Source organism: Microvirga sesbaniae (assembly GCF_025460805.1).
GTDB lineage: Bacteria > Pseudomonadota > Alphaproteobacteria > Rhizobiales > Beijerinckiaceae > Microvirga > Microvirga sesbaniae.
Genome location: NZ_JAMXFJ010000009.1, coordinates 97,528 through 121,109, shown reverse-complemented (window position 1 = coordinate 121,109; position 23,582 = coordinate 97,528). Strand labels below are relative to the sequence as shown.

18 protein-coding genes and 2 pseudogenes are annotated in these 23,582 nt (G+C 59.5%); 9 read left to right on the top strand and 11 right to left on the bottom strand.

The window, feature by feature from the left end:
• Positions 1-10: 10 nt before the first annotated feature.
• From OCW50_RS14670 to OCW50_RS14645, 6 genes and pseudogenes are all read right to left on the bottom strand, one after another.
• Positions 11-748 carry a ribonuclease activity regulator RraA gene (locus tag OCW50_RS14670; protein ID WP_262298076.1) on the bottom strand — a complete coding sequence of 246 codons (738 nt, stop codon included), beginning with the start codon at positions 746-748 and terminating at the stop codon, positions 11-13.
• Positions 749-768: 20 nt separating this feature from the next.
• A pseudogene (locus tag OCW50_RS14665) lies at positions 769-1,298 on the bottom strand (enolase C-terminal domain-like protein); the annotation flags it as partial.
• 152 nt (positions 1,299-1,450) lie between these two features.
• A complete protein-coding gene (locus OCW50_RS14660) occupies positions 1,451-2,548 on the bottom strand; it encodes an ABC transporter ATP-binding protein (protein WP_262298075.1) in 1,098 nt (365 codons plus the stop codon).
• Between the two features lie 12 nt (positions 2,549-2,560).
• Positions 2,561-3,439, bottom strand: coding sequence for a carbohydrate ABC transporter permease (locus tag OCW50_RS14655; protein ID WP_262268754.1), 879 nt, complete (start codon positions 3,437-3,439; stop codon positions 2,561-2,563).
• The gene (locus OCW50_RS14650; protein WP_262298074.1) at positions 3,439-4,398 is read right to left on the bottom strand and encodes a carbohydrate ABC transporter permease; all 960 of its coding nucleotides are present in this window, start codon (positions 4,396-4,398) and stop codon (positions 3,439-3,441) included. Before OCW50_RS14650 ends, OCW50_RS14655 begins: the two co-directional genes overlap by 1 nt.
• 60 nt (positions 4,399-4,458) lie before the next feature.
• Entirely contained in the window at positions 4,459-5,943 is a 1,485-nt protein-coding gene (locus tag OCW50_RS14645) for an ABC transporter substrate-binding protein (protein WP_262298073.1), read from the bottom strand.
• A gap of 183 nt (positions 5,944-6,126) precedes the next feature.
• Here OCW50_RS14645 and OCW50_RS14640 point away from each other — a divergent pair, with 183 nt between their 5' ends.
• The 4 genes from OCW50_RS14640 (at position 6,127) to OCW50_RS14625 (ending at position 10,902) form a co-directional block, all read left to right on the top strand.
• Positions 6,127-6,840: a GntR family transcriptional regulator gene (locus OCW50_RS14640; protein WP_262268757.1), complete on the top strand. Its 714-nt coding sequence runs from the start codon at positions 6,127-6,129 to the stop codon at positions 6,838-6,840.
• A gap of 52 nt (positions 6,841-6,892) precedes the next feature.
• Positions 6,893-8,053, top strand: a complete 1,161-nt coding sequence (locus tag OCW50_RS14635; RefSeq protein WP_262298072.1) for a mandelate racemase/muconate lactonizing enzyme family protein — start codon at positions 6,893-6,895, stop codon at positions 8,051-8,053.
• 169 nt (positions 8,054-8,222) lie between these two features.
• Entirely contained in the window at positions 8,223-9,581 is a 1,359-nt protein-coding gene (locus OCW50_RS14630; RefSeq protein WP_262298071.1) for a mandelate racemase/muconate lactonizing enzyme family protein, read from the top strand.
• 118 nt (positions 9,582-9,699) lie between these two features.
• Positions 9,700-10,902, top strand: coding sequence for a mandelate racemase/muconate lactonizing enzyme family protein (locus OCW50_RS14625; protein WP_262298070.1), 1,203 nt, complete (start codon positions 9,700-9,702; stop codon positions 10,900-10,902).
• A gap of 251 nt (positions 10,903-11,153) precedes the next feature.
• Here OCW50_RS14625 and OCW50_RS14620 read toward each other — a convergent pair whose 3' ends face one another.
• The 3 genes from OCW50_RS14620 to recA all read right to left on the bottom strand — a co-directional run bounded on the left by OCW50_RS14620 (position 11,154) and on the right by recA (position 14,423).
• Entirely contained in the window at positions 11,154-11,978 is an 825-nt protein-coding gene (locus OCW50_RS14620) for a hypothetical protein (protein WP_262298069.1), read from the bottom strand.
• 818 nt (positions 11,979-12,796) lie between these two features.
• Positions 12,797-13,150, bottom strand: coding sequence for a hypothetical protein (locus tag OCW50_RS33375; protein WP_373371398.1), 354 nt, complete (start codon positions 13,148-13,150; stop codon positions 12,797-12,799).
• Between the two features lie 229 nt (positions 13,151-13,379).
• Positions 13,380-14,423, bottom strand: coding sequence for a recombinase RecA (recA, locus tag OCW50_RS14610; RefSeq protein WP_262298067.1), 1,044 nt, complete (start codon positions 14,421-14,423; stop codon positions 13,380-13,382).
• A gap of 496 nt (positions 14,424-14,919) precedes the next feature.
• On the opposite strand from recA, the gene OCW50_RS14605 reads away from it, so the two are divergent.
• Complete coding sequence (locus OCW50_RS14605) at positions 14,920-15,429, top strand: 3'-5' exonuclease (protein WP_262298066.1); 510 nt, start codon at positions 14,920-14,922, stop codon at positions 15,427-15,429.
• Here the strand turns inward: OCW50_RS14605 and OCW50_RS14600 are convergent.
• Positions 15,426-15,794, bottom strand: coding sequence for a hypothetical protein (locus OCW50_RS14600; protein WP_262268766.1), 369 nt, complete (start codon positions 15,792-15,794; stop codon positions 15,426-15,428). The genes OCW50_RS14605 and OCW50_RS14600 overlap by 4 nt on opposite strands.
• A 2,026-nt stretch (positions 15,795-17,820) precedes the next feature.
• Here OCW50_RS14600 and OCW50_RS14595 point away from each other — a divergent pair.
• Entirely contained in the window at positions 17,821-18,090 is a 270-nt protein-coding gene (locus OCW50_RS14595; RefSeq protein ID WP_262268769.1) for a hypothetical protein, read from the top strand.
• 146 nt (positions 18,091-18,236) lie between these two features.
• Here OCW50_RS14595 and OCW50_RS14590 read toward each other — a convergent pair.
• Positions 18,237-18,392 (bottom strand): annotated as a pseudogene (locus OCW50_RS14590) (IS6 family transposase); the annotation flags it as partial.
• Positions 18,393-18,952: 560 nt separating this feature from the next.
• Between OCW50_RS14590 and OCW50_RS14585 the strand changes: the two are divergent.
• The 3 genes from OCW50_RS14585 (at position 18,953) to OCW50_RS14575 (ending at position 23,529) form a co-directional block, all read left to right on the top strand.
• A complete protein-coding gene (locus OCW50_RS14585) occupies positions 18,953-19,111 on the top strand; it encodes a hypothetical protein (protein ID WP_262298065.1) in 159 nt (52 codons plus the stop codon).
• Positions 19,112-19,144: 33 nt separating this feature from the next.
• Positions 19,145-19,402, top strand: a complete 258-nt coding sequence (locus tag OCW50_RS14580) for a hypothetical protein (protein WP_262298064.1) — start codon at positions 19,145-19,147, stop codon at positions 19,400-19,402.
• Positions 19,403-22,014: 2,612 nt separating this feature from the next.
• Complete coding sequence (locus OCW50_RS14575; protein ID WP_262298063.1) at positions 22,015-23,529, top strand: coiled-coil domain-containing protein; 1,515 nt, start codon at positions 22,015-22,017, stop codon at positions 23,527-23,529.
• Positions 23,530-23,582 lie beyond the last annotated feature (53 nt).

Genomic DNA, 23,582 nt, shown 5'->3' with positions numbered 1-23,582 from the left:
TTCGCGTAAGTTACCTGGGATGAGAGGCTCGCCAAGCTTGGTACTCTTCTTCAGCATCCGGGTGCAACGGGTAGTACCGCTGCAACGGCGCCCCCTCCAACAGCTTCATTCGTGAGAACACTTCCCACTCATGATGCTTCTGTGCCTCTTCTATCACCGCCTTTGCCATGGTAACGGGCACCACTACAGCCCCGTCGTCATCGGCCACGATGATATCGCCGGGCATCACGGTCACGCCGCCACATGCGATGGGAACATTCACGGCGTTGGGATAGATGCTTGTCTGGACATGGTAGTTGGGTGTCCAACCGCGCAACCAGAGCGGAAGGTCCAGTTGCGCGACATTGGGCCGGTCGCGCATGCACCCATCAATGATAATCCCTGCCCCGCCTCTGCCCTTGAAATAGGTGCTCATCATGTCGCCGAAAACCCCTGAACTCATGTCGGCGCGCGCGTCCACTACGACAACATCACCTTCCTGTACGTGGTACAGCACGTGCCGGTGCAGCTGCGTCTCCGGATCGGCATACTCACCTTCGGAAAAGAGGTCGGGGCGCTGGGGCAGGAACTGAAGAGTCAAAGCCGGGCCGACGATCGACTTGCCAGGGTTCTGCGCAACCGGACCCACCATGTGGGGATTGCGAAACCCCATGTGTCCAAGCGTGCCGGCGACGGTCGCGGCACCGATTTCCTTGAGCCCCTCGATCAGTTCTTTGGCAGGCCTTGAGATGTCCGATGTTTGTGTCATTGTCCCCTCGGTCGAATGGGTTACAAGTGAGTGACAGATCCGTCGCGGCGTCTGAGATGCGGCGCTTCCCAAAAACGCAGGCTCTGCGCCCGAACCACAGTTTCGTTGACGTCCACGCCAAGTCCGACAAGGGCGCTGACTGGATACTCGGCACCATCAAGGCGCGACTGGACCGGGAAGAAGTCTGAATTGTCAAAGCCCAGCTTCGTCTCAGCGGCTCTCGTTTCGAGCCAGGCGAAGTTAGGCACCGCTGCGGCGATATGCACCAAGGCGGCTGTGAAGACAGGACCAAGCGGATTGTGCGGCATCGAAGCGACATTGGGCGCTTCGCTCCAGCCTGCCACCTTCGTCGCCCTGGTGAGCCCACCAACGTTGCAAACGTCGTTCCGGTCAAACTGGTGAATGCCGCGCTCGATATCGGGCAGAAACTGCCACTTCCTGGAAAACTCTTCGCCGATGGAAAAAGAACGTCCGTAAGGGTCCCCAGCGTTTCACAGGCCTCGGGCGTCTCGTCCCGGATCGGCTCCTTCAGGACATCGAGCACGCCTCGGGGGCTTTCACCCCAGCCGAAGACACCCTGATCAGTTTCGACCTTCACGAGCATCTGGTTCCGGATCCAGACCCGGAATGGGTAGGGGATGATTGCCGCGATCTTGAGCTTTGAAGTCATCTGTGCCCCAGGTCACATCGGACTGACTCGCCTCAATCGGCCTTCAAGGCCAGTTCGGTCGCGCCATCGAAAAGGTGGATGCGCTCCTGGTCGAACTCGAGCCAGATCTGTTCGTCCGGTGCGATGGCGACGTTGGGCGGCACGCTTATGTTGACGACAGCCCCCGACAGTAACGCCTGCACGAAAGTCACATCCCCGGTTGGTTCCACCGTGTAGGCCTTGGCGGGGATCGCGTTCGGGGACGCGTTCTTGGCCAGCTTGATCGTGGAGTGGCGTGCTCCCAGCACGATCTTCCGGGTGGTCGAGCGCTGCACCTTCCGGGCGTTGAGCGGCGAGAGCGCCATGGTCCAGCCTTCCGCGCCGGTCAACACCGTTTGTCCATCGACCGTCGATGCCTCAAGCGGGATAAGGCTCATCGCCGGGCTGCCGATGAAGCTGGCCACGAACATGTTGACCGGATGGGCGAAGACTTGGGCCGGCGAATCGTACTGCTGCAGGAAACCACCATTCATCACGGCCATCTTGTCGGCCATGGTGACGGCTTCGAGTTGATCGTGCGTCACGTAAATGATCGTTGCCTTGAGATCCTGGTGAAAGCGCTTGATCTCGGAGCGCATCTGAACGCGCAGCTTGGCGTCGAGATTGGAGAGCGGCTCATCCATAAGGAAGACGGCCGGATCGCGCACCAGTGCCCGGCCAAGGGCCACGCGCTGCTGTTGTCCACCGGATAGCTCACGCGGCTTCCGCTCAAGCAAGTGCGTCATGTCGAGCACACGCGCGGCTTCCCTGACCTTCCGATCAATCTCGTCGCGAGGGAGCTTGCGCATTTGCAGCGGAAACGCCAAGTTCTTGTAGACCGATTTTTGCGGATAGAGCGCGTAGTTCTGGAACACCATCGCAATGTTGCGATCTTTCGGGTCCATATCGTTGACCACGTGGTCCCCGATCGCGATCTCGCCAGACGTGACCGGAATCAACCCGGCGACCAAGTTGAGCGTGGTTGTCTTGCCGCATCCTGACGGACCGACCAGCGCAACGAACTCACCGTCTTCGACCTTGAGTGAGACGTTGTTGACGGCCGTGAAGGCGCCATAGGTCTTAACCAGATTCTCCAAGACCACATGGGCCATGAAAGCGTTCCTCTAATGTTTGACGGCACCTTCAGTGAGAGCCCGGACAAAGTAGCGTTGCAGCAGGAGGAAGAGCACGACGACCGGCAGGCTCATGATAAAACTGGCCGCCATGAGGCCTGGGAAGTCCGTCGTGTTCTCAGAGAAGAAGCGTTGAATGCCGACCGGCAGCGTCAACTGCTCGTTCTTGTTGAGGAACGTGTAGGCGAAGATGTACTCGTTCCAAGCGCCAATGAAGGAATAGATGGCCGTGGCGATAATTCCCGGCGCTGAGAGAGGCATGACGATCAGAAAGAACGCTTGGAATCGGGTGGCGCCGTCGATACGCGCAGCCTGCTCAAGCTGATAGGGAATATTGTCGTAGAAGCCCTTGAGCAGCCAGATCGCGAGCGGTAGGCCGAACGTGAGATAGGTTAGAATCAGGGAGCCGTGCGTGTTCACAAGGCCGAGCAGCCGCATCAGGATGAAGAGCGGCACGAGAAAGATCACCGCGGGGAACATGTTGCGCAGCAGCACCGCGAAGAAGAGGAACTTACGCCCTGGGAAGTCGAACCTTGAGAAAGCGTAGGCCGCAGGCACGGCAACGGCGACCGCGAGCATCGTCGTCGTGGTCGAAACAAAAAGGCTGTTCCAGAAGAAGCGCAGAAAGTCCTGTCCGACGCTGTTGGTTGGATCGAGCAGCTTCTCGTAGCTGGCGAGCGTGGGTTCGTTGGGAAACCACTGGGGCGGGAGCTGCATGGCCGCGAAACCGGACTTGATCGACGTCAACAACATCCATGCCATCGGCACCGCTGTGTAAAGCAGCATCATCACAAGGAAGATCCGTCCACCCCAGCGCCAGGCGTCGATCCGCTTGCCTGCCCTGGTCTTGACAATGCTGGCCGTCGACATCAAGCAACGCGCTCCTTTTTCTCGCCGCCACTCAGAGCACGCACATAGAAATAGCCCAGTGTCATCAGAATGAGGAACAAGAGCACCGAATAGGCTGACGCGATGCCCCACCGCTGGCGTCCGAAGGCAAGCTCGTAGATATGGGTGATCCAGATATGAGAAGCATTCGACGGGCCACCCCCGGTCATGATCCAGGGAATGATGAAGGAGTTGAAGTTCGACACCGCGAGCAGCAGGATCGTTACGGTCGATACGCCCTGAAGGTGCGGGAACGTGACATGCCAGAAACGCTGCCACGCATTGGCGCCATCAACTTTCGCGGCCCGAAGCAGTTGGTCGGGAACGGTCTGCAGGCCGGCCGTCAGCATGATCATCGCGAACGGAAACTCACGCCATACGTTCACGACGATCAGCGACGGTAGAACGGTGCCCACGCTGTCGATGAGATTAGGCGGTCGTTCGGCAAGCCCAAGGCCGACCAGTACGGCGCCGACCAGGCCGAAATCCGAATGATAAATCCACTTCCAGATATAGGATGCGGCCACCGCGCTGATGACCCATGGGATGATGAGGATAGCGCGCAAGATACCACGGCCGAAAAACTCATGATTCAAAGCGAGCGCGCTTCCCAGCCCCAGAATGAAAGCAAACACAGTCGAGAAGAGAGTCCAGATGAATGTGTTGGCAGTAACGCGCCAGAACACGTCGCTACGCAGGATCAGCGCATAGTTGTCGATGCCGACAAACTCCTTGTCGCGCAGCTGGAGACTCGGTGGTGTGTTGAAAAACGATAGCTCCACGGTGTAGTAGATCGGATAGGCGATCACGATCAGCATCACCACAATCGCGGGCAGAACGTAGAGATAGTCGGAGCGATGGGTCCATGCCTGCCGAAGGAAGCCGAAACGCCTCGCTTTTACCTCCAGTGGAGCGTCAGCTAGGCCCGTCGCCATGGTCATTGGGGTGCCCTTCCCCTGTGAGGAAAAAAGACCGGCGGCGATCGCCGCCGGTCAAGCTGGCTAGAGCTTTCCGCCGTCCATGATGTTCTTGATCTTCTTGGCCGCATCGTCGGCGGCTTGATCGACCGTCAGCGCGCCCGTGAGCGCATTCTGCAGCATATCGGGCACAACGATGTTCATGATTTCGGGCGTCTCGGGAATCGTTGGGAACGGGACCCCGTAAGGCAGCATTGAGGTGGTGACGTCAAGGAACTTGATATTGTCCAGGCGCTCTTTCATCCACTTCGTCTTGAAGCCATTCAGATTGCCGGGGTTTGATCCGGCATAGGCCATTTTCAGCGACCATTCCGGGCTCGTCCAGAAACAAGCGAGCGCCTTGGCGGCCGGCAGGTCCACTTTGCCCCCATCGACATATTCCGGCTTCAGAATGTGCATATTCGAGCCACCGAACACGACCGCGCGCTTGCCGTCCGGCCCGGTCGGGATCAGTCCGTAGCGCATGTTGTCGATAACGGTCTGAGCTTTCTGGACATCAGTCCCGGAAGCTTTTTTCTTAAGATCCAGCATCACGTCGTAGTCCGACGGGTGCGAAATCATCATGCCGAGCTGACCCGCCAGGAAAAGCGGCTGGTTGTCGGCTTGCTGGTTTGTCAATGCGGAAACCGGTACTGACTTGTCGCGCACATACATGTCGTACGACGCTTGCAGGGCGTGCTTGCTCGCCGGGGAGTTGATCTGGACCTTCGCGTAGGTCGGGCTCTGCGCAGTCTCGTCGAACACGCCGCCGCCGTAGCCCCAGAGCTGTGGCAAGAAGCGGTAGGGCGTGTTGCCGGCGTTCTTGCGGGCGACGAGTCCGTAGCCCGCGATCCCGAGCTTGTCATGGATCTGCTTGGAATATTTGACGACGTCGTCCCAGGTGGCCGGCGGCCGCTCGGGATCCAGACCGGCCCGCTTGAAGATGTCCGCGTTCCAGATGAAAGCCATCGTCTCGTTGTTGGTCGGGATGCCGTACGTCTTGCCCTTCCACATGTTCGACTTCATGGCCCCGGGCCAGAAATCCTCTGTTGCGTAGCCGACGTCTTCGGGTTTCAGTTCCTGGAGATATCCTTTGGAGGCAAATTCGACGCCGCCCAGGATCTGCAGCCGCACCATCATCGGCCCGGCGTTGCCGAGCAGGGCCGTGCGAAACTTGTCGAGCAAGTCATTGTAGGTGAGCGCCTGGTCCTGCAGGTCTATGTTGGGATAGGTCTTTCGGAAAGCCACAAAGAAGTCTTTGTAGTACTGCCGCAAGAGGTCAGGGTCGCCTTCGAACACACCTTGGTACCAGAACGTTAGACGACCTTTGTAGTCGAGGGGCGTGACCTTGCTGCAGTCGGCGGCGGTGTCAAATTCCTTTGTGCCTGCAATCGAACGCACATATTCCGGCGACCACTTGCTCAGGTCGACGGGGGGCGCGGCCAACACGGGCGACGACATCAGGAACGATGTGAGGGCAGCCGTAGAAATGCCGCCGCGAATGGCGCGGCCGAAGTTAAAGGTCGACATCAAGTCCCTCCAATTCTTCCAGGCCAGCGCACACTGGCACTGTGGCTTCCATCCCAAGCGGAGCTTTTTCTTATTCGATGCTCCAATTGATCAACGATTACAGAACTGTACTTGTATGTCAATCGGTTCAGATCGTATATTGTCGCGGCCAGTTGACATATGATCTGGACATTGGAGGTAGAATTGAAGGAGGCGAGCGACTATCAGGCGGCGCCACCTCTGGGGATCGATCCGATCGGTGCCTCCACCGCTTCCACGGCGCTGCTCTACAAGGTGATCCGGGAGGACATCGTGTCGGGGCGGCTCAAGGCCAATCAGCGTCTCGTCGTTGCCGACCTCGCCAAGCGTCACGGCAGTTCGACGACGCCGGTTCGGGAGGTGCTGCAACTCCTGCGCGGCGAAGGTTTCGTCATCTTCACGCGAAATCGCGGCGCGCGCGTCCGGCCGATCGACCGGGATTTCATTCGCAACATCTACGAGATCGGCGTGCTGATCGAGCCGTCCCTGACGCGTTGGTTCGTCGGGATGGCCACGGAGGCCGACATCGCGGAACTCGAGGCGGTGCAAAGCCAGATCGAAGCCAATAATTTCGCCGACCAGATCCTGCACAGCGATCTCGACACGAAATTTCATACCCTGATCTACCAGCGGCACTACAATCGACATGCTACCGAACTGTGGTGGAAACACCGAGAGGTGCTCCGAGCGGTCAGCCGCCGGTTCGGCTTCACCCTTGCGCGAAGAGCGCAGATTATCAGCGACCATCGTGAGTTGATCAGTCACATCAAGGCAGGCAACGCCGATCAGGCTGCCGAACTCGTGGCGCGGCACGTCGAAGGGTCAGGACTTCATATCCTCGAGCATATGCGGGCTATGACGGCAGCCCAGGCAGGGTAGGTTTGCTTCCCCGTTCGCAATCTTTTCTCAACCTCACAGGAAAGCGGAGCACATGAAGATCACCAGCGTCACACCGTGGCTTATCAAGTCGGCCGCCTCCTACTGGGGCGAGTTCCTGTTCGTTGAAGTCAGTACGGATGAGGGCATTACCGGCTGGGGCGAGATCACCACGACAACAAAGATTGCAAACCGCGCACTGGCGGCGATGCTACGGCAGATCAGCTCGACATTGGCTGGTCAAGATCCCGCGCATATTGAACACCTTTGGCACAAGCTCTTTCGCAGCTTCACCTACATGGGGAGTCGCGGCGCTGCGGTGGAGTGCCTCAGCGCCATCGACATCGCCCTCTGGGACATCCGGGGAAAGGCACTCGGAAAGCCTATATACGAGCTTCTCGGCGGACCTGTGCGCGACGAGATTGCACTCTACACCCATCCTGATCAGCGCAAGTTCACGAGCAAGGAAGCCGTCGTCGCCGAGATCCAGGCCATTGTGAAGTCGGGACATACCGCGCTCAAGTTCGATCCGTTCCCTCTGCAGGGCCCACATGTGGACGGCATCGCGCGTGAGCAGCGCGACGGCTACCTCGACGGCAGCATGACGCGCCACGACGAGCGCGAGGCCGCCGAGCTGACAGCACTCATTCGCGAAGCGGCCGGACCTCAGATCGAAATTCTGATCGACGCCCACGGCCGCTTCGATGTGCCAACGGCAATCCGCCTCTGCCGATCCCTCGAGGACGCCGGCAACATCGACTGGTTCGAGGAACCCTGCCCGCCGGAAAGCATCAACGCCCTCAAGCAGGTGCGCGAGAAGGTCAATGTGCCAATCTCCTGGGGCGAGCGTGGACATACGAAGTGGGACTTCGTCCCTATTCTCGAGGGTAAGCTGGCCGACTACATCATGCCCGACGTGACTTGGACTGGTGGTATTACCGAGCTGAAGAAAATCTCGGCGCTATGCGAGGCTTATTACATCCCGGTCTCGCCTCACGACGCCGCCGGGCCGATCAATGTCGTGGCTGGCGCTCAGGTGATGATGACGGTGCCGAATTTCTACAAGCTCGAAACGTCGGAATGGAACCTCTCCAAATATGATCCCCTCATCAACGTGCCGCTTGATAATTCCAACGGCAGCCTCAAGCTCAACCCCGCACCGGGTCTCGGCATCGAGATGAACCGCGAGTACCTCGAGGCCAACATCGTCGACTGAGGCATCCTGAGCAAAGTGCGTCGAGCCGGCGCCGGAGTTGTCAAACTTCCGGCGCGCAGGCCACGGAGCGGTCGAGAGTGCGTAACGCCTGCGATCCAGCAACACACGCCGGTGAACCGGCCGCGGTCGACCGCGCGGACCGAAAATCCGGAACAGGGAGAATGCCGTCATGCCAAACCTGGATGGCGCCGACGAGGCGCTGAATCGAGTCAATCCGTTCTCCAAGCCGTCGGAACTTCGTATCACCGATATGCGCGTCGCGGAGATCGTCGGCGCACCTTTCACATCCGTCCTGGTCAAAATATACACCAATCAAGGTCTCATCGGTCTTGGCGAGGTGCGCGACGGCGCCAGCGCGACCTATGCGCTGATGCTGAAGAGCCGACTGCTCGGCGAGAACCCGTGCGACATTGACCGTCTGTTCCGGCGCATCAAGCAGTTTGGTGGACACGGGAGGCAGGGCGGCGGCGTCTCGGCTGTCGAGATCGCTTTGTGGGACCTAGCCGGGAAGGCCTATGGCGTGCCGATCTATCAGATGCTGGGCGGAAAGTTCCGTGATAAGGTACGCATGTATTGCGACACCGATGCGGAGCAACCCAGTGGCACGGCGACCGGCATCCGTCTCAAAGAGCGTATGGATCTCGGCTTCACGTTCCTCAAGATGGATCTTGGATTGATGCAGATTGCCGACTTGCCGGGCGCCGTAGTGGCGCCCGCCGGCACTCTCGAAGGCTTCCGCTCGCATGCGGCGCAAGGCAGGGCGCACACCCCGGAGGAGCGCCGACGGCGTAATGCCGCCTATGATGCGCAGAATGTGCGTCATCCGTTCACCGGTCTCCACTTTACGGACAAAGGCCTCGATTATCTCGAACAGTACATTTGCGAGGTCCGAGAGGTCATCGGCCCGGATATCCCGCTCGCCATTGATCACATTGGACATATCTCGCTGCAAAACGGCATCAGGCTCGCCAAACGCATCGAAAAATACGTTCCGGCCTGGCTGGAGGACGTGATTCCATGGCAATACACGGAACAGTATCGGCAGTTGCAGGCGGCGACATCGGTTCCGATTTGCACGGGCGAAGATATCTATCTGAAAGAGAGCTTCGAGCCGCTGCTCAGGGCGGGAATCTCGATGATCCACCCTGACCTGCTCACGTCGGGCGGCATTCTGGAAACCAAGAAGATCGGCGACATGGCGCAGGAGTATGGCGTCGCCATGGCGATCCACATGGCAGAAAGTCCTATCGCCGCGATGGCTGCAGCCCATGTCGCCGTGGCCACCGAAAACTTCATGGCGCTTGAGTATCACTCGGTCGATGTGCCTTGGTGGGATGACATCGTGACGGGTCTCCCCAAGCCGCTGGTGAAGAATGGCTTCATCAATGTCCCCGATAGTCCGGGCCTCGGCATCGATGATGTCGTTGATGAAGTCATCACCCAGCATCTGCAGCCGGGTGTCGCCGGCATCTGGCAACCGACAGACCACTGGGACCACGAGTATTCCTGGGACCGCACCTGGAGTTGACACTGCCGTTCGAGAGGCCAGCGCGCCTGCCGGCATCGCAACGGCGCCTGTCGCCGGTCATCAGGATCGCACCCGGCCGTCGCACTCCGCTCATCCGTCCTACGAAGAGGCACCAGCTATGAAGATCACCGATTTGCGCTGCGCCGTTATTGGCAAGCATCCGATTGTCCGCATTACCACCGACGAAGGAATCCACGGGCTTGGCGAAGTGGAACACACCAAGGGCTACATCAAGCCGTGGGTGATGCATTTTCGCGAAGCATTGATCGGCGAGGATCCGACCGATGTCGAGCGAGTGATGCTGAAGATTCGTCAGCGCGGCTCTTTCAAGCCCTACGGTGCGGCCGTCAGCGCCATCGAGCATGCGCTCTGGGACGTTGCTGGCAAGGCGGCAAACGTCCCGACGTACAAGCTGCTCGGCGGCAAAGTGCGCGACAAGGTTCGTTGCTACAACGGAAATATGCGCAGGAAGCGGACGGGTGATCGCCCGGAGGACTACGCTGCCGATGTGAAGTGGATGGCAGAGCTCCCCGAAAAGTTCTTTATGGTGAAGCAGGGCATCAGCTTTCACTCAAACATGAAGGATACGGTTGACGAGTTCCATTATGGCGTGCGCCAGACGCGCTCGGGCTACCACGGTGCAATGGACCAGGGCGCGATCAGTGAGCATGGTTTCAATCACATGCTCGATTGCGTCATCGCGATGAAGGAGGTGCTGGGCGACAAAGTCAGCTTGGCGCTCGATTGCGGCCCAGGCTGGATGTTGCCCGATGCGATCAAGTTCGCGCGAGCGGTCGAGAAATACAACATCGCCTGGCTCGAGGATATGCTCACGGGCGATTACGTGCCGTGGGTCAATCCGCAAGCCTATCGCGAACTGACCCTGTCAACGTCGACGCCGATCCATACCGGCGAGCAGATCTATCTGCGGCACAACTTCAAGGAACTCATTGAGACACAAGCGGTGCGCATTATCGGACCCGATCCGGCTGACGTCGGCGGCATCGCAGAACTCAAATGGGTTTCCGAGCACGCCTACATGCACTCGATCCTCATGGCGCCCCATGGCACCGCCAACGGCCTCCTGGGGTTGGGCGCGTTGATCAACGTGTGCGCCACGCTGCCGGCCAACTACATCGCCTTCGAGTATCCTACAGCATCGGACCCGTTGTGGCACGAGATCATCCTGGGGCTCCCGACAGGCCGCATCGTCAATGATTCGATGGTCGATCTGCTACCCGGTCCGGGTCTTGGTCTCGATATCGACGCTAAAGCCGCCAAGCGTTTTCTTGAAGACGAAGATGCCGGCTTCTTTGACTAGTTCTGAGTCATATTCAACGGTGTTGCCGTTGCTCGGCCCTGAACGATCGGGAGGCTAGTGCCTCGGACCCGGCGGGCCGCGCCAGCGAAAACCGGGTCCACTTTTCGCTCACGCCGCCCTTCGGGTCGCTGACGCGGCCCTCTGGGTCCGTCCGATGCTCGAGAGCCGTTTCCACGGGCGCGGAATCATCTCTCGTCTTGCCTGTGCCGCATTGTTGACGGCGAACCGGATCCACTTCGCCGAAAAACGCTCTAGTGGTGATCAGCGTCGGACGATTGATCAACGAGCCTCTTGATTTCGAACACCGCTGCCGTCACGAAGGCGGACAGCAGGACAAAGCCCAGAACAGTGGTGAAAGTGCCTTCCTGGACTCCAGGATTCAATCCGATCAAGGGAACTGTCAGAAGAGCCGGAATGCCGAGAGTGATGGCAGCAAGGATGTAGATGGGGTTTGCCCGCTCATCAGTCTGATGGTTCATCTGAAACCCGCCCGCCATTCTCTCTTGGTTCCAGACCTTCACCCGTCCCGGCGCATTCCTCACTCGATTCGGTGTCGCCTCAGCAGCCATGCGGGATGAGCCTTCCTCATCTCCACCACTGTCCGATTCGGGATGAGAGGAAATGAGGTGATGCTGAGTTGATTCCTGCCTCACGTCAGCTGGAATCTCTGCGCCTTCGCTCGCCTGTTGAGGTAGACCACCCGCGATGCCCTGATTGAGGCCTGTTGGACCATCATGATCCGCCAATGCGACCGTCTGTACCGGCTGCTCGTCCTCGACCCCGCTGTGCGGGCTTTGCTGATCCGACACGTTCTGGTCGCCTTCGGCGACAATGCTCCCGTCTCTGGCGAGAGGATCGCCCCGTTGGGATCCTCCGCTTGGGACAGAACTGCCCTCTAGGTCCTGCATCGCCCCTCTGGCCAGTTCTGCGCTCACGGAGTCCGATACCGTGTCGACATTGCGCTTCGGAGCCACGCGCGGCTTGCGGGTGGAGGATTTCGGGGGTTGCGAACCAGCCACATCACCCTGCTGTCTGAGGCTGTCACGTTGGCGCGGGCGCTTTGGAGCTTTGCTCATATCGAAATCAAGGCCAGATACCTTGGCTTTTTGATGACAGTGATCCGACGTCTCATGGATCCTGACGTCCGATGGCGAAATGGCATTCGGCGTGAAGCTCGGATGCTCAACTTCAAAGTGCGTCCGCTCCTGCGTTCACCAGCAGTGCCTGTTCCTATAGAACCGGAAAATGACTAACCGGAACCCTGATCGTGCATCTTTGTTGGCCTGACAGACTCATCAACGAGGAGGTCACGTCGATGATTTGCCCGTTCTGCAAGGAAGAGGTCGATGCACCCTGCCGCAACACTGTTGAGGTACAACGGCGAGCCGCCGAACATGTCGAGCGATGCGATCAGGCTCTCCGGAACCTGAAAGGGATCATACTTGGCTAACCGTGGCGGTTGGCGTATCGCCTCTTCTTGGTAAGGTTCTTCATCCCTTCGAGTGTCTTGGCTGGGGCGATCACCTCCTTGTAGCGTTTGGTATGCTTCTTGAACGAAGGTCGCGCGCGAGACTTACCAGCCATGAGTCTGTTCCTTTCTGTCGCAAGCAGGCGCCTGCAAGCGTAATGAGGGAATGATTTAACATTAAGCTTCGCGCTGCTCAAGGCGCGCGAGCCGCTCCACGAGTTCTGACAAGCGAGGCGGGAGGGAAACGTCGACTGGCCCATAGGCGATCCGCAGCCGTTCTCCCAACCAGTTGAGTTCACCGGAATCGAGAGACTGGTTCAGCACGGCATGAGTTGGGAAAGGAGACGTAGCCGTCGGGGCTTCAATCGGGTGCAGAGCCTGCATCGAAACACTTTCATTAGCGGCACGCAGTGCCGGTCAATGCCCCTATGTTCCCGCCCTTATCGGGTCTCTGTCGTGAAAAACAGCGGTCATTTGTGGCAATTGTGCGGACAGGGCGTCGCGTGATAGCTTTGGCAGAGCCGCCGTCCCCAGGATCAAACCAGGTTGCCGGCCGCACGCAGCTATGCTTTGCTTTCCACGCTTGGTTTGGCTGTTCTCGCTCTGCCTGCCGCTGTTCAGGCGCAGGGCATCGTACGCGGCGCTGAGCAAGGAGCCGCCGTGGGCAATCGGGCTGCTTGTCCCGTTGGCGGTGCCGTTGGCGGCGTGACGGGCGGCGTCGTCGGCGGGGTCAAGGGTATCCTTGGAATTCCGCAGAACACCGGTAGCGTCCAGCGGCATCGCACGTCTCATAAGAAACGGGCGGCTCACCACTGAGGCAGGCTGGCCCTAACCGGATCCACTTTTCCGCTCGAACGATGCGCTCTCCAAAGAAGCAGGAGCATCGGAGCGTCGTAGCTCAGGAGATTGCTGCTGTTCGTCGGGCTCGGCGTCCACGCTCAATGCCGGTGAACACATCGCCGAAACTGGTTGAGCAGAAGGCCGGCTCTTCAACCGGCCTTTCTCTTGACTATGCCACGTCGTCGGCAACGGCCTCGCCGGTATCGTTTGCCTGCAAATCGTGCATCAGGAGACCAGCGTTTTGGCGGATCTTGCTCTCGATGTCGGTCGCAATCTCGGGATTGTCCTTCAGGAAGGTCTTGGCGTTCTCGCGGCCCTGACCCAGGCGCTGGCTGTCATAAGAGAACCAGGCGCCGGACTTTTCCACCACGTTCGCCTTCACGCCGAGATCGATGAGCTCACCCATCTTGGAGATGCCTTCGCCGAACATGATGTCGAACTCGACTTGCTTGAACGGTGGCGCGACCTTGTTCTTGACCACTTTCACGCGCACTTGGTTGCCGATTGGCTCGTCACGGTCCTTGAGAGTCGAGGTCCGGCGAATATCAAGTCGAACCGAGGCATAGAACTTCAGGGCGTTGCCGCCCGTGGTCGTCTCCGGCGAACCGTACATGACGCCGATCTTCATGCGGATCTGGTTGATGAAGATCACCAGTGTGTTGGTGCGGTGGATCGAGCCAGTGAGCTTGCGCAGGGCCTGGCTCATCAGGCGGGCCTGGAGACCGGGACGGCTCTCGCCCATCTCACCTTCGATCTCCGCCTTCGGTGTGAGCGCAGCGACGGAGTCGATGATCACAACGTCGATCGCGCCAGAGCGGACCATGGTGTCCGCAATCTCAAGCGCCTGTTCGCCATTGTCCGGCTGGGAGACGATGAGATCGTCGAGATCGACCCCCAGCTTGCGGGCATAGCTCGGATCCAGGGCATGCTCGGCATCGATGAAGGCGCACACTCCACCCTTCTTCTGCGCCTCCGCAATCGCATGCAGGGTCAGAGTGGTCTTGCCGGAAGATTCTGGGCCGTAGATCTCGATGATCCGTCCCTTCGGCAGACCGCCCACACCAAGGGCAATATCCAAGCCAAGCGAGCCGGTGGAGATTGTCTCGACCTCAACCACCTGATCGCCGCCGAGACGCATGATCGCGCCCTTACCAAAGGCACGCTCGATCTGGGCGACCGCTGTCTCGATCGCCTTATTCTTATCCAAGCTCATAATGGCTCCGCACGTCAAAATATCTGGATCGAACTGACCCTATCCCGCACAGGGCGGAAAATCCAGAACAAAACAGGAACTGCGGTAACTTGTCAGCCTCTAAAGCTAAGCAGGAGCCTGTTACAGAGACAGTGGCGGATCCTCAGGCTGCTCGTTAGGGTTGAATGAAGTCGGTTTGTTCTGATCGGACGCCATTGCTGGCAAAAGCGTCTGGAAGCTGGCGCGGGCCAAGGCCGTGAGTCGGGTCTTCTGCCGGATCATGGGTTTGTTTTCCCACACCCGCTGGCGCATCGGACGGACCCGGAGGGCCGCGTCAGCGACCCGAAGGGCCACGCCAGTGAAAAGCGGACCCGGTATTCACTGGCGTGGCCCTTCGGATTGCCGGTTGTATCAAGATCGGCCTCGCATCCGGATTTGTCGTCTGGTAATTGGGAGGTCTCTCTTCCGGAAAGATCCTCGTGAGCCGATTTCCCTGCCTCTTGCCTTGCAGTCCATCATGACCAGACATGTGGTTATCGACGTCGAAACAGCACAATCTTACGATCATGTCATCGAAATCGCCGCTGTTGAAGTCATCGGCGGGGCGATCTCCCCGCGCTCGTTCGTCCGACGGGTCAAGCCCCGTTCATCCATGAGCCCCTTCTGCTACGCAGTGCATCGCATTTCATTGGCTGACTTGGAGGATGAGCCCTACTTTGAGCATGTGATTCACGACCTGATCGACTTCGTCGGCGCTGATACAATCATCGCCCACAACTATGCCTACGAGTACAACACGCTCAAACGGGAGTTCGAGCGCACGGGACAGCCGATCTATCCACGAGAGCGCTTCTATTGCACCATGGCTCTGGCCAAGCGATCCGGGCTTCCTGGCAAGCTCCGTCAGGCTTGCTCGCAGGCCGGCATCAGCATTGCTCACCTGCGTGCCGAGCACGATGCCTTGAACGATGCGCTGTTGGCAGCCCATCTGTTTCTGAAGCTCGGTCTCCCTGAGAACAAGACTTAGCTTCGCCTCAAGAACTCCAAGCCTGGCGGTAGGTCGTGCTCCTGTCGTGCTGGCCTCATGGCTTTGATGGAGGAGCTTGGTCTGGCTGGCACTTCATCAGTGATCCAGGCTGACCTCCCATCAGGCGTCTCCAACGGACACCCGGATTCAATATGGATCATGGCGTCCTGCAGCCATTCGGCTTGCTGTGCGGCAGAGAACTGCGACAGGTAGCGCCGATCCCGCTCGTGGAAAGCAACCTCCAAGTTGCCGTTCTTCCTGTCGCTGACCTGGATCATGATCTGATCCAACAGCCTTTCCTCGAGGAGGTACCCATGCAGCTGGGCGGTTGTGATAGGACCGGTGACCGTGACCAACCGCTTCATGCCATCGCCTCTCTGCAAGGTTCAGGCGAGTGTAGGCAGAACCTGCGATCGAATGATATGAGACTTTGCGAACATCCTTAACTGCCCGGGCGATAAAACGGGATACAGGGCCGACGAAGAGAAATGCCTGCTCGAGGACCTGTCGACCCGACCCACAGAGGTGCTCATGTCCGCCTTCTCACCAGGTCACAGTGGTGCGATGAGGTCGGTGCCATGGTGAGATAGAACACGGCTTTCAGAGGCCTTTACAGGGTGCCGGCACGGACAAGTGCCAACTTGGCAGTCGACTAGAGCCTCGGACCCAAAAGTGGACACCACTTTTGGGATTCATCCGAGGCTCCCTCTCTTAACCGGCGCATCGGATAAGGCGGAAAACCGGGTCCACTTTTCCGTCCGATGCGCTAGCTTCTATGCCTGTAAAGCGTCATCTCCTCGAGCGGATGCGATGGCTTGGTGACCTTCAGCCGTATTCATCCAGGTGAGAGCATCTGCTCGGCAGGTGAATTTCTCGCGACAGATCCTGGGCGTCAGTTTCCCCCGGACAGGGACAACCACGCGCCAAGACCGCTTCAGCTCCATTGCATAAGCGGCAGGATGTTCTTTGCTCATTGGACGCACCCAACGTGACACCCGAACGGATACAACCATCAGACCCGAGGCTTTGACCAAAGGCGAGTTGCACGGGACACTGTCCCTTGATCCCGATTAGGAAAAGGTTAAAACGGGGTGTCGAGACTCCTCCGATCACGCTCCTCGAGAGCTGTTTCCACTGGCGTGGAATCACTTCTCTTCTTTGCCGTTCCGCATTCTTGACGGCGAACCGGATCCACTTCGCCGAAAAATGCTCTAAAGCCGGCGAGGGCGGCAGAGGCACAAGACAAGTCTCGATTCTCGCAGGAGCTGACACGTTGCCTCGAACAACGTGCGGAGATGCGAAGACGCCTTGGACGAGATGCTGCCTTGAAGCCTCGGTCAAGGCGGTGTTGGTCCAAGGGAGAGAAACAGCACGATGAAGATATGCTTCCCGCCGATGACGGCAAGGCGCTCACAAACGACAACGCCCTGACAGAGTTAGCCGTGCGGAGCACGCTGTCAGGGCGCTTTTGTGATGCCGGTTGCAACACCACGCCACCACAATGCGCCATGAACGCTGGAAGTGCAACTGAACCCTGTGCACAAGTACGAAGCGCCCCGGCGAGGGGCTGAGCACCAGACCTCTCACCAGAGCGCGTACGATGTGTTCCGGCATCGCATGATCCTTATAGATTCGCGCACGACGAGCCGCCGTGTGACGACGCACACCATCGGTTCGGAACACGATGACGCGGCGCCGTCCTGACGAACCTCGAGGGGATGCGCTCCCACGAAACGAAGGCGTCCGATGATCGGCAGGTCGAGGCTGACGATCCGGCAGAGCGCTTCAGGCGTCTGACGCAGGCCGAGTGCCACCTTGAAGCTGCGCTTTCGAGGCGGGCGCCCTTGATCGAGGGGCGACTTGCCGCTTGGTTGCAGGGGCCCCGCATAAAGGCTGCATTGTCCTGCTTTGCTTTCGGGCTGCCACCGGAGATGCACTCAGATGTCGGTTCGGATGGCCAATTGATCATCCTTCGGACTTTTCGGGCGTCCCGAGAGAATGAGCCTGGTAAGAACCTCGTAAACGGATTGCGGGTCACACTCATGCGTCCGAGCCGCGCATTGCTCGAAGAAGCTGACGTACTCGTCACACTGGCGTGACCGTTGTGTCTTTGGGGTCACGGCACACTGTGTGTATGCCTGCCGCACAGTGGGTGGAGGATCGAACGCTTCGAACACCTGCTGGGCCGGTGAGCGGGTGATTGTCTCGTGGGCAACGATCAATGTGGCAGGGCCCAGGAGGACAGCGAGAGCGATGAAGCCGGGATGTATCTTCCGCATCGGCCTACCTCGGACCTTTATGGTTAAGACGAAGTTAACCCCTATCGCCCGAGATGGAAGCCCATAACAGCTGATCGTACGTCACGACGCTGATCCTAAGGAAGCTGAAGAGATGGCAAAGCGCCCCGAGCAAGAGGACGAAAAACCCGGAATGAACGAGACAGCCAGTACCCCCCAGTTGGATCGCCTGGAGAAGCTGGCCAACGCGGCGGCCAATGCTGCCCAGGCGAAGCAGTGGCGCGCCCGCAAGAATGGCATCAGTCAACAAGAGGAGCCGTCGGAAGTCCGCAACCTCAGCCATGACGCGGAAGCCAAAGCCCGGGCGGAGGAAGCGATGCGGCAGATGATGGCCAAGCCACATGGCAAACGGCGTGGGTGGTGACGATCGAGCAGGCCATGTGAACCCACCACCCTGAGGTCTGCATTGCCGGAGTGGAATTGAGGAAGTGTTCAGCTCTTGCTGGCCATGGTCCCGCCCCCTTTGCCTCCGCAGATGGCCGTGAGGCGTCCTTGAGGAGTTTCACTTGTCCAGCAGTGGATCGTAGCATGGTCGGCGGTGATGCCGCGCTCGGCCATCATCTCCTCAAGATCGCCCAGGCTCAGACTGCAAGCCAAGTGCCACCGGACACGGAGCAGGATGGCTGAGCGATCACAATGCCTGCCCTTGAACACGCTACACTCCATCCCTGAGCTCAGGGTGGACTAACTGAAACTCTGAAACAAGCTCTTGCGACAATTCCCTTCATAGCAAGTGGGGCAGATTGGCCCTCGAGAGGCTTATGGCGGCGCGATGATGGGGATGATGGGTCAGCAGCGGCAACGCTGACGGAGTTCTGGTCCGACGTGGCTCCTTTCCCCTTCTTTATTGGGAGCATCCAAAAGGATCATCCTTCCGAATTGCCAATAAAACGTTCCCTGACGCCACAATTCGGTTCCTATACCGGACATATCACGAGTGGAGATGGCTCATTAGCCACCAGAGCGCAACTCTGCTAACCGCGGATCTCTCGGGTGGCTCCCACTGCAACCTCCCGGGGATTATCCTCGAAACCAGGTCTCGGAGCATGGCACCCCACGAGAACAGGCTGGCACAAGACCATGCCACAGAAGCCTGCGCACGCCCGTGTGACCACAGCGGCTTTCTGGAGTAGCCATGCTTCGGGTGTCACTCATTTCCATCATCACCATTTCATTCCTGGCAACGCAGCCCGGCTTCGCCAGGGGTGGAGGCGGAGACGGTAGCAGTGGCGACAGTCCTGGAGCCGGAGGACACGGCAATGATCATGGCGGCGGCGGGAAAGCGGGAGATGGTGGCAAGGGTGACGGTAGCAAGGGCGACGGCGGCGGGAGTGGAGGCGGCCGAGGCAACGGAAATAGCGGTGGCGGCAGCCAGGGCAGCGTGAGTAGCGGCGGCAGCACCGGGAGCAGCGGCGGCGGTGGACAAGCCAACGGAAATGGCGGGGGCAAAGGTGGTGGGAACGGCGGAGGCGGCGGGAGCCATGGTTCCGGGAACAGTGGCAGCGCCGGCCAAGGAAGTGGAGGCGCCGGAAACGGTCCCTCAGGTGGCGGCAAAGGTGGCGGGAGCATTGGTGAGCCTAACAGTCAAAGTACCGGGAACCGTGACGGTTCCCGCCACGGCGGTGCGGGAGGAGGCAGTGCCGACCCCAGAGGCGCCGCTAGCGGTGGAGGCATAACCAGTCAGACGAGCAGTAACAGTGGGGTTAAAACCGGAAACACGCCGGCTTCAGCATCCCCGCCGGCAGCACCGGCTACGACAAGCACGACGAGTTTACGCGCGACCCAGGCCGCCGCGGGTCTGCACCCGCCCGCAATGGCGACAAGTCTGCCGGCTGCGCCAACGTCGACCGCACTGCAGGTCAAGGGAACTAGCGCCGGATTAGCCCTGCCGCTCTCCCTTCTGCCCCGGCTTGAAGCGTCAGGCTCAGCGACTGCAGACTTCCGAGAGCCACTTGCTCAGCGACCCGGCGTTCCTGGTCAGATTGTACAAGCCTGCCGCGCCTCCATTGTTACGGCAGCGCTTCCTTACGGGGCTGTGCAGGTAGACACAGCCAGCGTTGGGCGGGTGAGCCGCACTTCAGACGGTGGGCTCATGGCTCCGATGGCGGTGAGAGTCGTGTACGCCCGGGCACATGCACGCCAGGTCCGCCAGTCCGGCATTACGTGCCTGCTCAACGTATCCGGCGCAGTGGTGGCACTCCGCTGATTGCGGGTTTGTCGCAACAATGAGCCAACTCGACAGAACCCGATGCGAAACTCCGCAACAACCTCATTTACCTGTCTGAGCCCCTGCCAAGTGCAAGAGGTTCTCCGACTCTAGCGCATCGGACGGACCCAGAGGGCCGCGTCAGCGACCCGAAGGGCCACGTCAGTGAAAAGTGGACCCGGTATTCGCTGACGCGGCCCTTCGGGTCACTAGCGTGGCCCTTCGGGTCCGCCTCTTCCGATGCGCCGGACAAGAGAGAGAGCCTCGGATGGATCCCAAAAGTGGTGTCCACTTTTCACGTCCGAGGCTCTAGGTCGGCTCTATGTCTATATGACTGTGTCCGCCATGAGCGTCTTTCTCGGCCGACTGAGGAGCAGACCCGTTCGCACATGGTCGGCCCCTACCCGCAGTGGGTACTCTCCATCGCCTTATGCCCGCCTTGCTCGCGCTCGTTTGGTCAATAGTCTGAAGATCCGAACGTACTTCGTCGTGCCTGCAGGAGCGTGACAGTGACGGGTAGTCTCGCGATCGACCGAACTCAACCGGATTTGGGTGCAAAGTTCTCCCTTATGGCTCTGTTCCTCTTAGTCTTTACGGTTGCGCAGGTCCGGGAGGGGGCTGCGTTCGATGTTGGAGTGAGCGCAGGTGCGGTCGGTCTAGGCGCGGGAGCGAGCGCCAGCGTTGGATCCGACGGGCTCAGTGCAGGAGCAGGGCTCGGCAGCGGCGGCAATCGGGCCTCCGCGAGCGGCGGCCTTGGTCGCAGTGGTATTGGAGGTGACGTTGATACAGCCGCAGGAGGAGCCTCGGCTAGTGCAGGTGCTGGGTCTCATGGGCTCAGTGCGGGTGGAGGTGCGAGTGCTGGACGAAGCGGCGCTTCGGTCGGTGCCGCCGTCGGCTCGAATGGGATGAGTGGCGCACTCGGAGTCGATATTGGCCCGACAGGGGTGGCCGCCAATGCAGGTATGGGGACAAATGGCGTTAGCGCGGGGGGAAGCGCGAGCGGCGCAGTCAACACAAGTGGGTCAGGCTCCAGTCGCGGAGCGGGACATAGCCCAGCCGGGAACGGAACACTCACTGGCGGCAGTATGAATTCTGCAGGTCTGGCAACCAATGGAAGCGCAATTTCTGCAACAGGCTTCGACGGCACAGGTTCGTCGGCCTCAAGAGGCGGGGCCCATCTCGATCAGCATGCTCCGTCCGCGGCACCGACTCCAGGGCTTCTTGCCAATATTGCTCCCACCGTTCCCCCAATATCCTCCTTGAGTGGAACCGCCATCCCAAGATCCTTGTTGCCGGTTCAAAACGGCGGAGGGGACGGGGGATGGTTTCGCAGCATATACCTGCTCAAGCCTCTGCGACCTAAGCCCGGGACGCCGCTGAGCGTCGTTCAATCCTGCCGAGACGCACTTGTCTCAGGCGCCGTTCGCTACGGAGCGATGCATGTTGATGTCGCCAGCGCAGGACGTGCTTCCCACCTTAAAGATGGCAGCCTGTCAGCTCCCGTCGAGGCAAGAATCCTGTTCCAGCGGGGTAGCCTCGTCCAGATCCGGCAAGCCAGGGTTACCTGCCGCATGGATCAAGCAGGCCGCGTCACCGCGATATTCTAAGCCTTGGCCCATGACAACGTCCCGGCCAATGGAGGAAAGCAATATTGAGAACGTCCTGCAGACTTCCCCTTTAAGGAGGGCGTGACGAGACGGCTGAGAGCTACATGCAGGGCGGATCGCTGAACGTTACATGGGGAGACTACAGGAGCCCGCTTGTTTCAAGCCTGGAACTCCCCACTCGCTTCAGTGCTCTACCTGCATTTCGCCGACCAACAACCGTCCTGGGAGGAAAGTCATGGTTCCACAGATCAGTTGGCTTTCAGGCACCTCAACCCGCATCCGATCCGTACCAATGGAGGATAGCGGACGGGGTCGCCTTAGACTCTCGATCGTTGCCGCAGCTCTATTTGCGTGCTCCTCGCACAGTCTCGCACGGGACGAGCTGGGGGGAGCAGTGCCCCGATTGCCTCAAGGGAGTGAGGTCTCACCGCGGGACTCAGCACAATCACCAACGAACCACGCGGAGCGGGACAATGTGGTATCCCCTCGCATCGATGTCTCGCAAAGGGATTGGCCGTCGCTCTTCCACAGCCTCTTAGCAAGCCCTGGCCGAACCGAGCTTGCTGCTGATGTTGGGAAAGCTCTGCAGCAGAATGATTTCGACGGGGCACGACAGCGGCTCAGCCTTGCTGTCAACGCCGGGACACTCGCCATCCTCATCGGAGATGATATTCATAACCCGGAACTACAGAGCTTGCTGCTGGCTGTAGCACGTGAGCAACATGACGCTCAGTCGACTGCGCGGATCGAAGCCGGTGAGGTCACGTCAAATGCCATGAATGGCAAAGGTCCGGACGATACGGCTGAAAAGGAGAGAGTGCGTGCCGAGGCAGCGGTGCAAGAGCTGCGCACCGTGCGAGAGCAACTCGAAGCATTGAAAGAAAAGGAGGCCAGAGCGGTCGAGCTGGAGCAATCACTGGAGCAGGAAAGAGGACGGACGGCTTCAGCCGCCCAGGACCTGAACCTCATGCGAGGGCAGCTGACCGCAATGGCTCAAAACGCGATAAGCGCCTCGGACGCGCGCGACGCCTATGCCAGAGAGGCGGAGAGGAATAAATCTGCGCTGGTCGAACTCGCAGCCAAATTGACGGCTGCGCAAGAACAACTTGCGGCCCTTGAGGGGAGCGCCGCAGAAGCGACCGAGTTGCGGTTGGCTCTTGCGCGGGAAAGAGAGGCGGCAAAGGCGTCAGCAGGCGAAATCGACTCGTTGAGGCGAGAACTGGTCTCGCGGGAGACAGAGAGAGCTGGCTCAGCCGGGGCGGGAGACTCAACGCATATCGGGCGCGAACCAGCAAATGTGACGCCAGAGCACTCGAGAGTCGGACAGGGCGAGCCCGCTGATCTCCGAGCGAGTGAGGCCAAGTTGCAGAATGAGCTCAATCAAGAGAGAGAGCGCAGTGCTTCGGTCGTTCAGCAGCTAAGCGCCTCTCAAAGAGAAATTTTGGCTCTGAAAGCCCAAGTTGCGGGCATCGCTGCGATCAAGGAAGCCCTCCGTCAGGAGAAGGAGAATACCGCCACGGCCCTCCGGGACCGGGAAGCCTTGGAGGAACAAGTGAAGGCTTTCGAGACGTACACAGCTTTCATACCTGGTACATTGATTTTCCAGACCACACCGATCCTACTCGAGCCCGTGATCCAAACATTCCGGAGTGGCGTCCGGTCGAGCAACAGAACCGGCATCGATGGCGCCAGCCCGCAACCCAGGGATCGACAGGTGTCATCACCTCTCAACGTCGAGACGGAGCGCAAACTGCCTGATGACGGAACGATGCGAATCCACCGCGATCCTCCGCAGAAAACGTCACAGAAGCCGGTTGTGCCGCCCACCGGCAAACCGAATTCGGATGACGTGGCAAGCAGAGACGCTCCCGTTAAGCTCAAGCGCGGCCCTCGCCTGCCAGGTAACCGGAACTCCGCTCCTCCTGGGCCGTTCGCTCCGGATCTTCCGGTGACTCTGCGGCCGGTCGATGGGCTGTGGGCGCTCTATTAGGTAGCCGTTTGCTCTGCAAGCGCGTTGCCCAACGGACGACGGGCGCGCGGTCA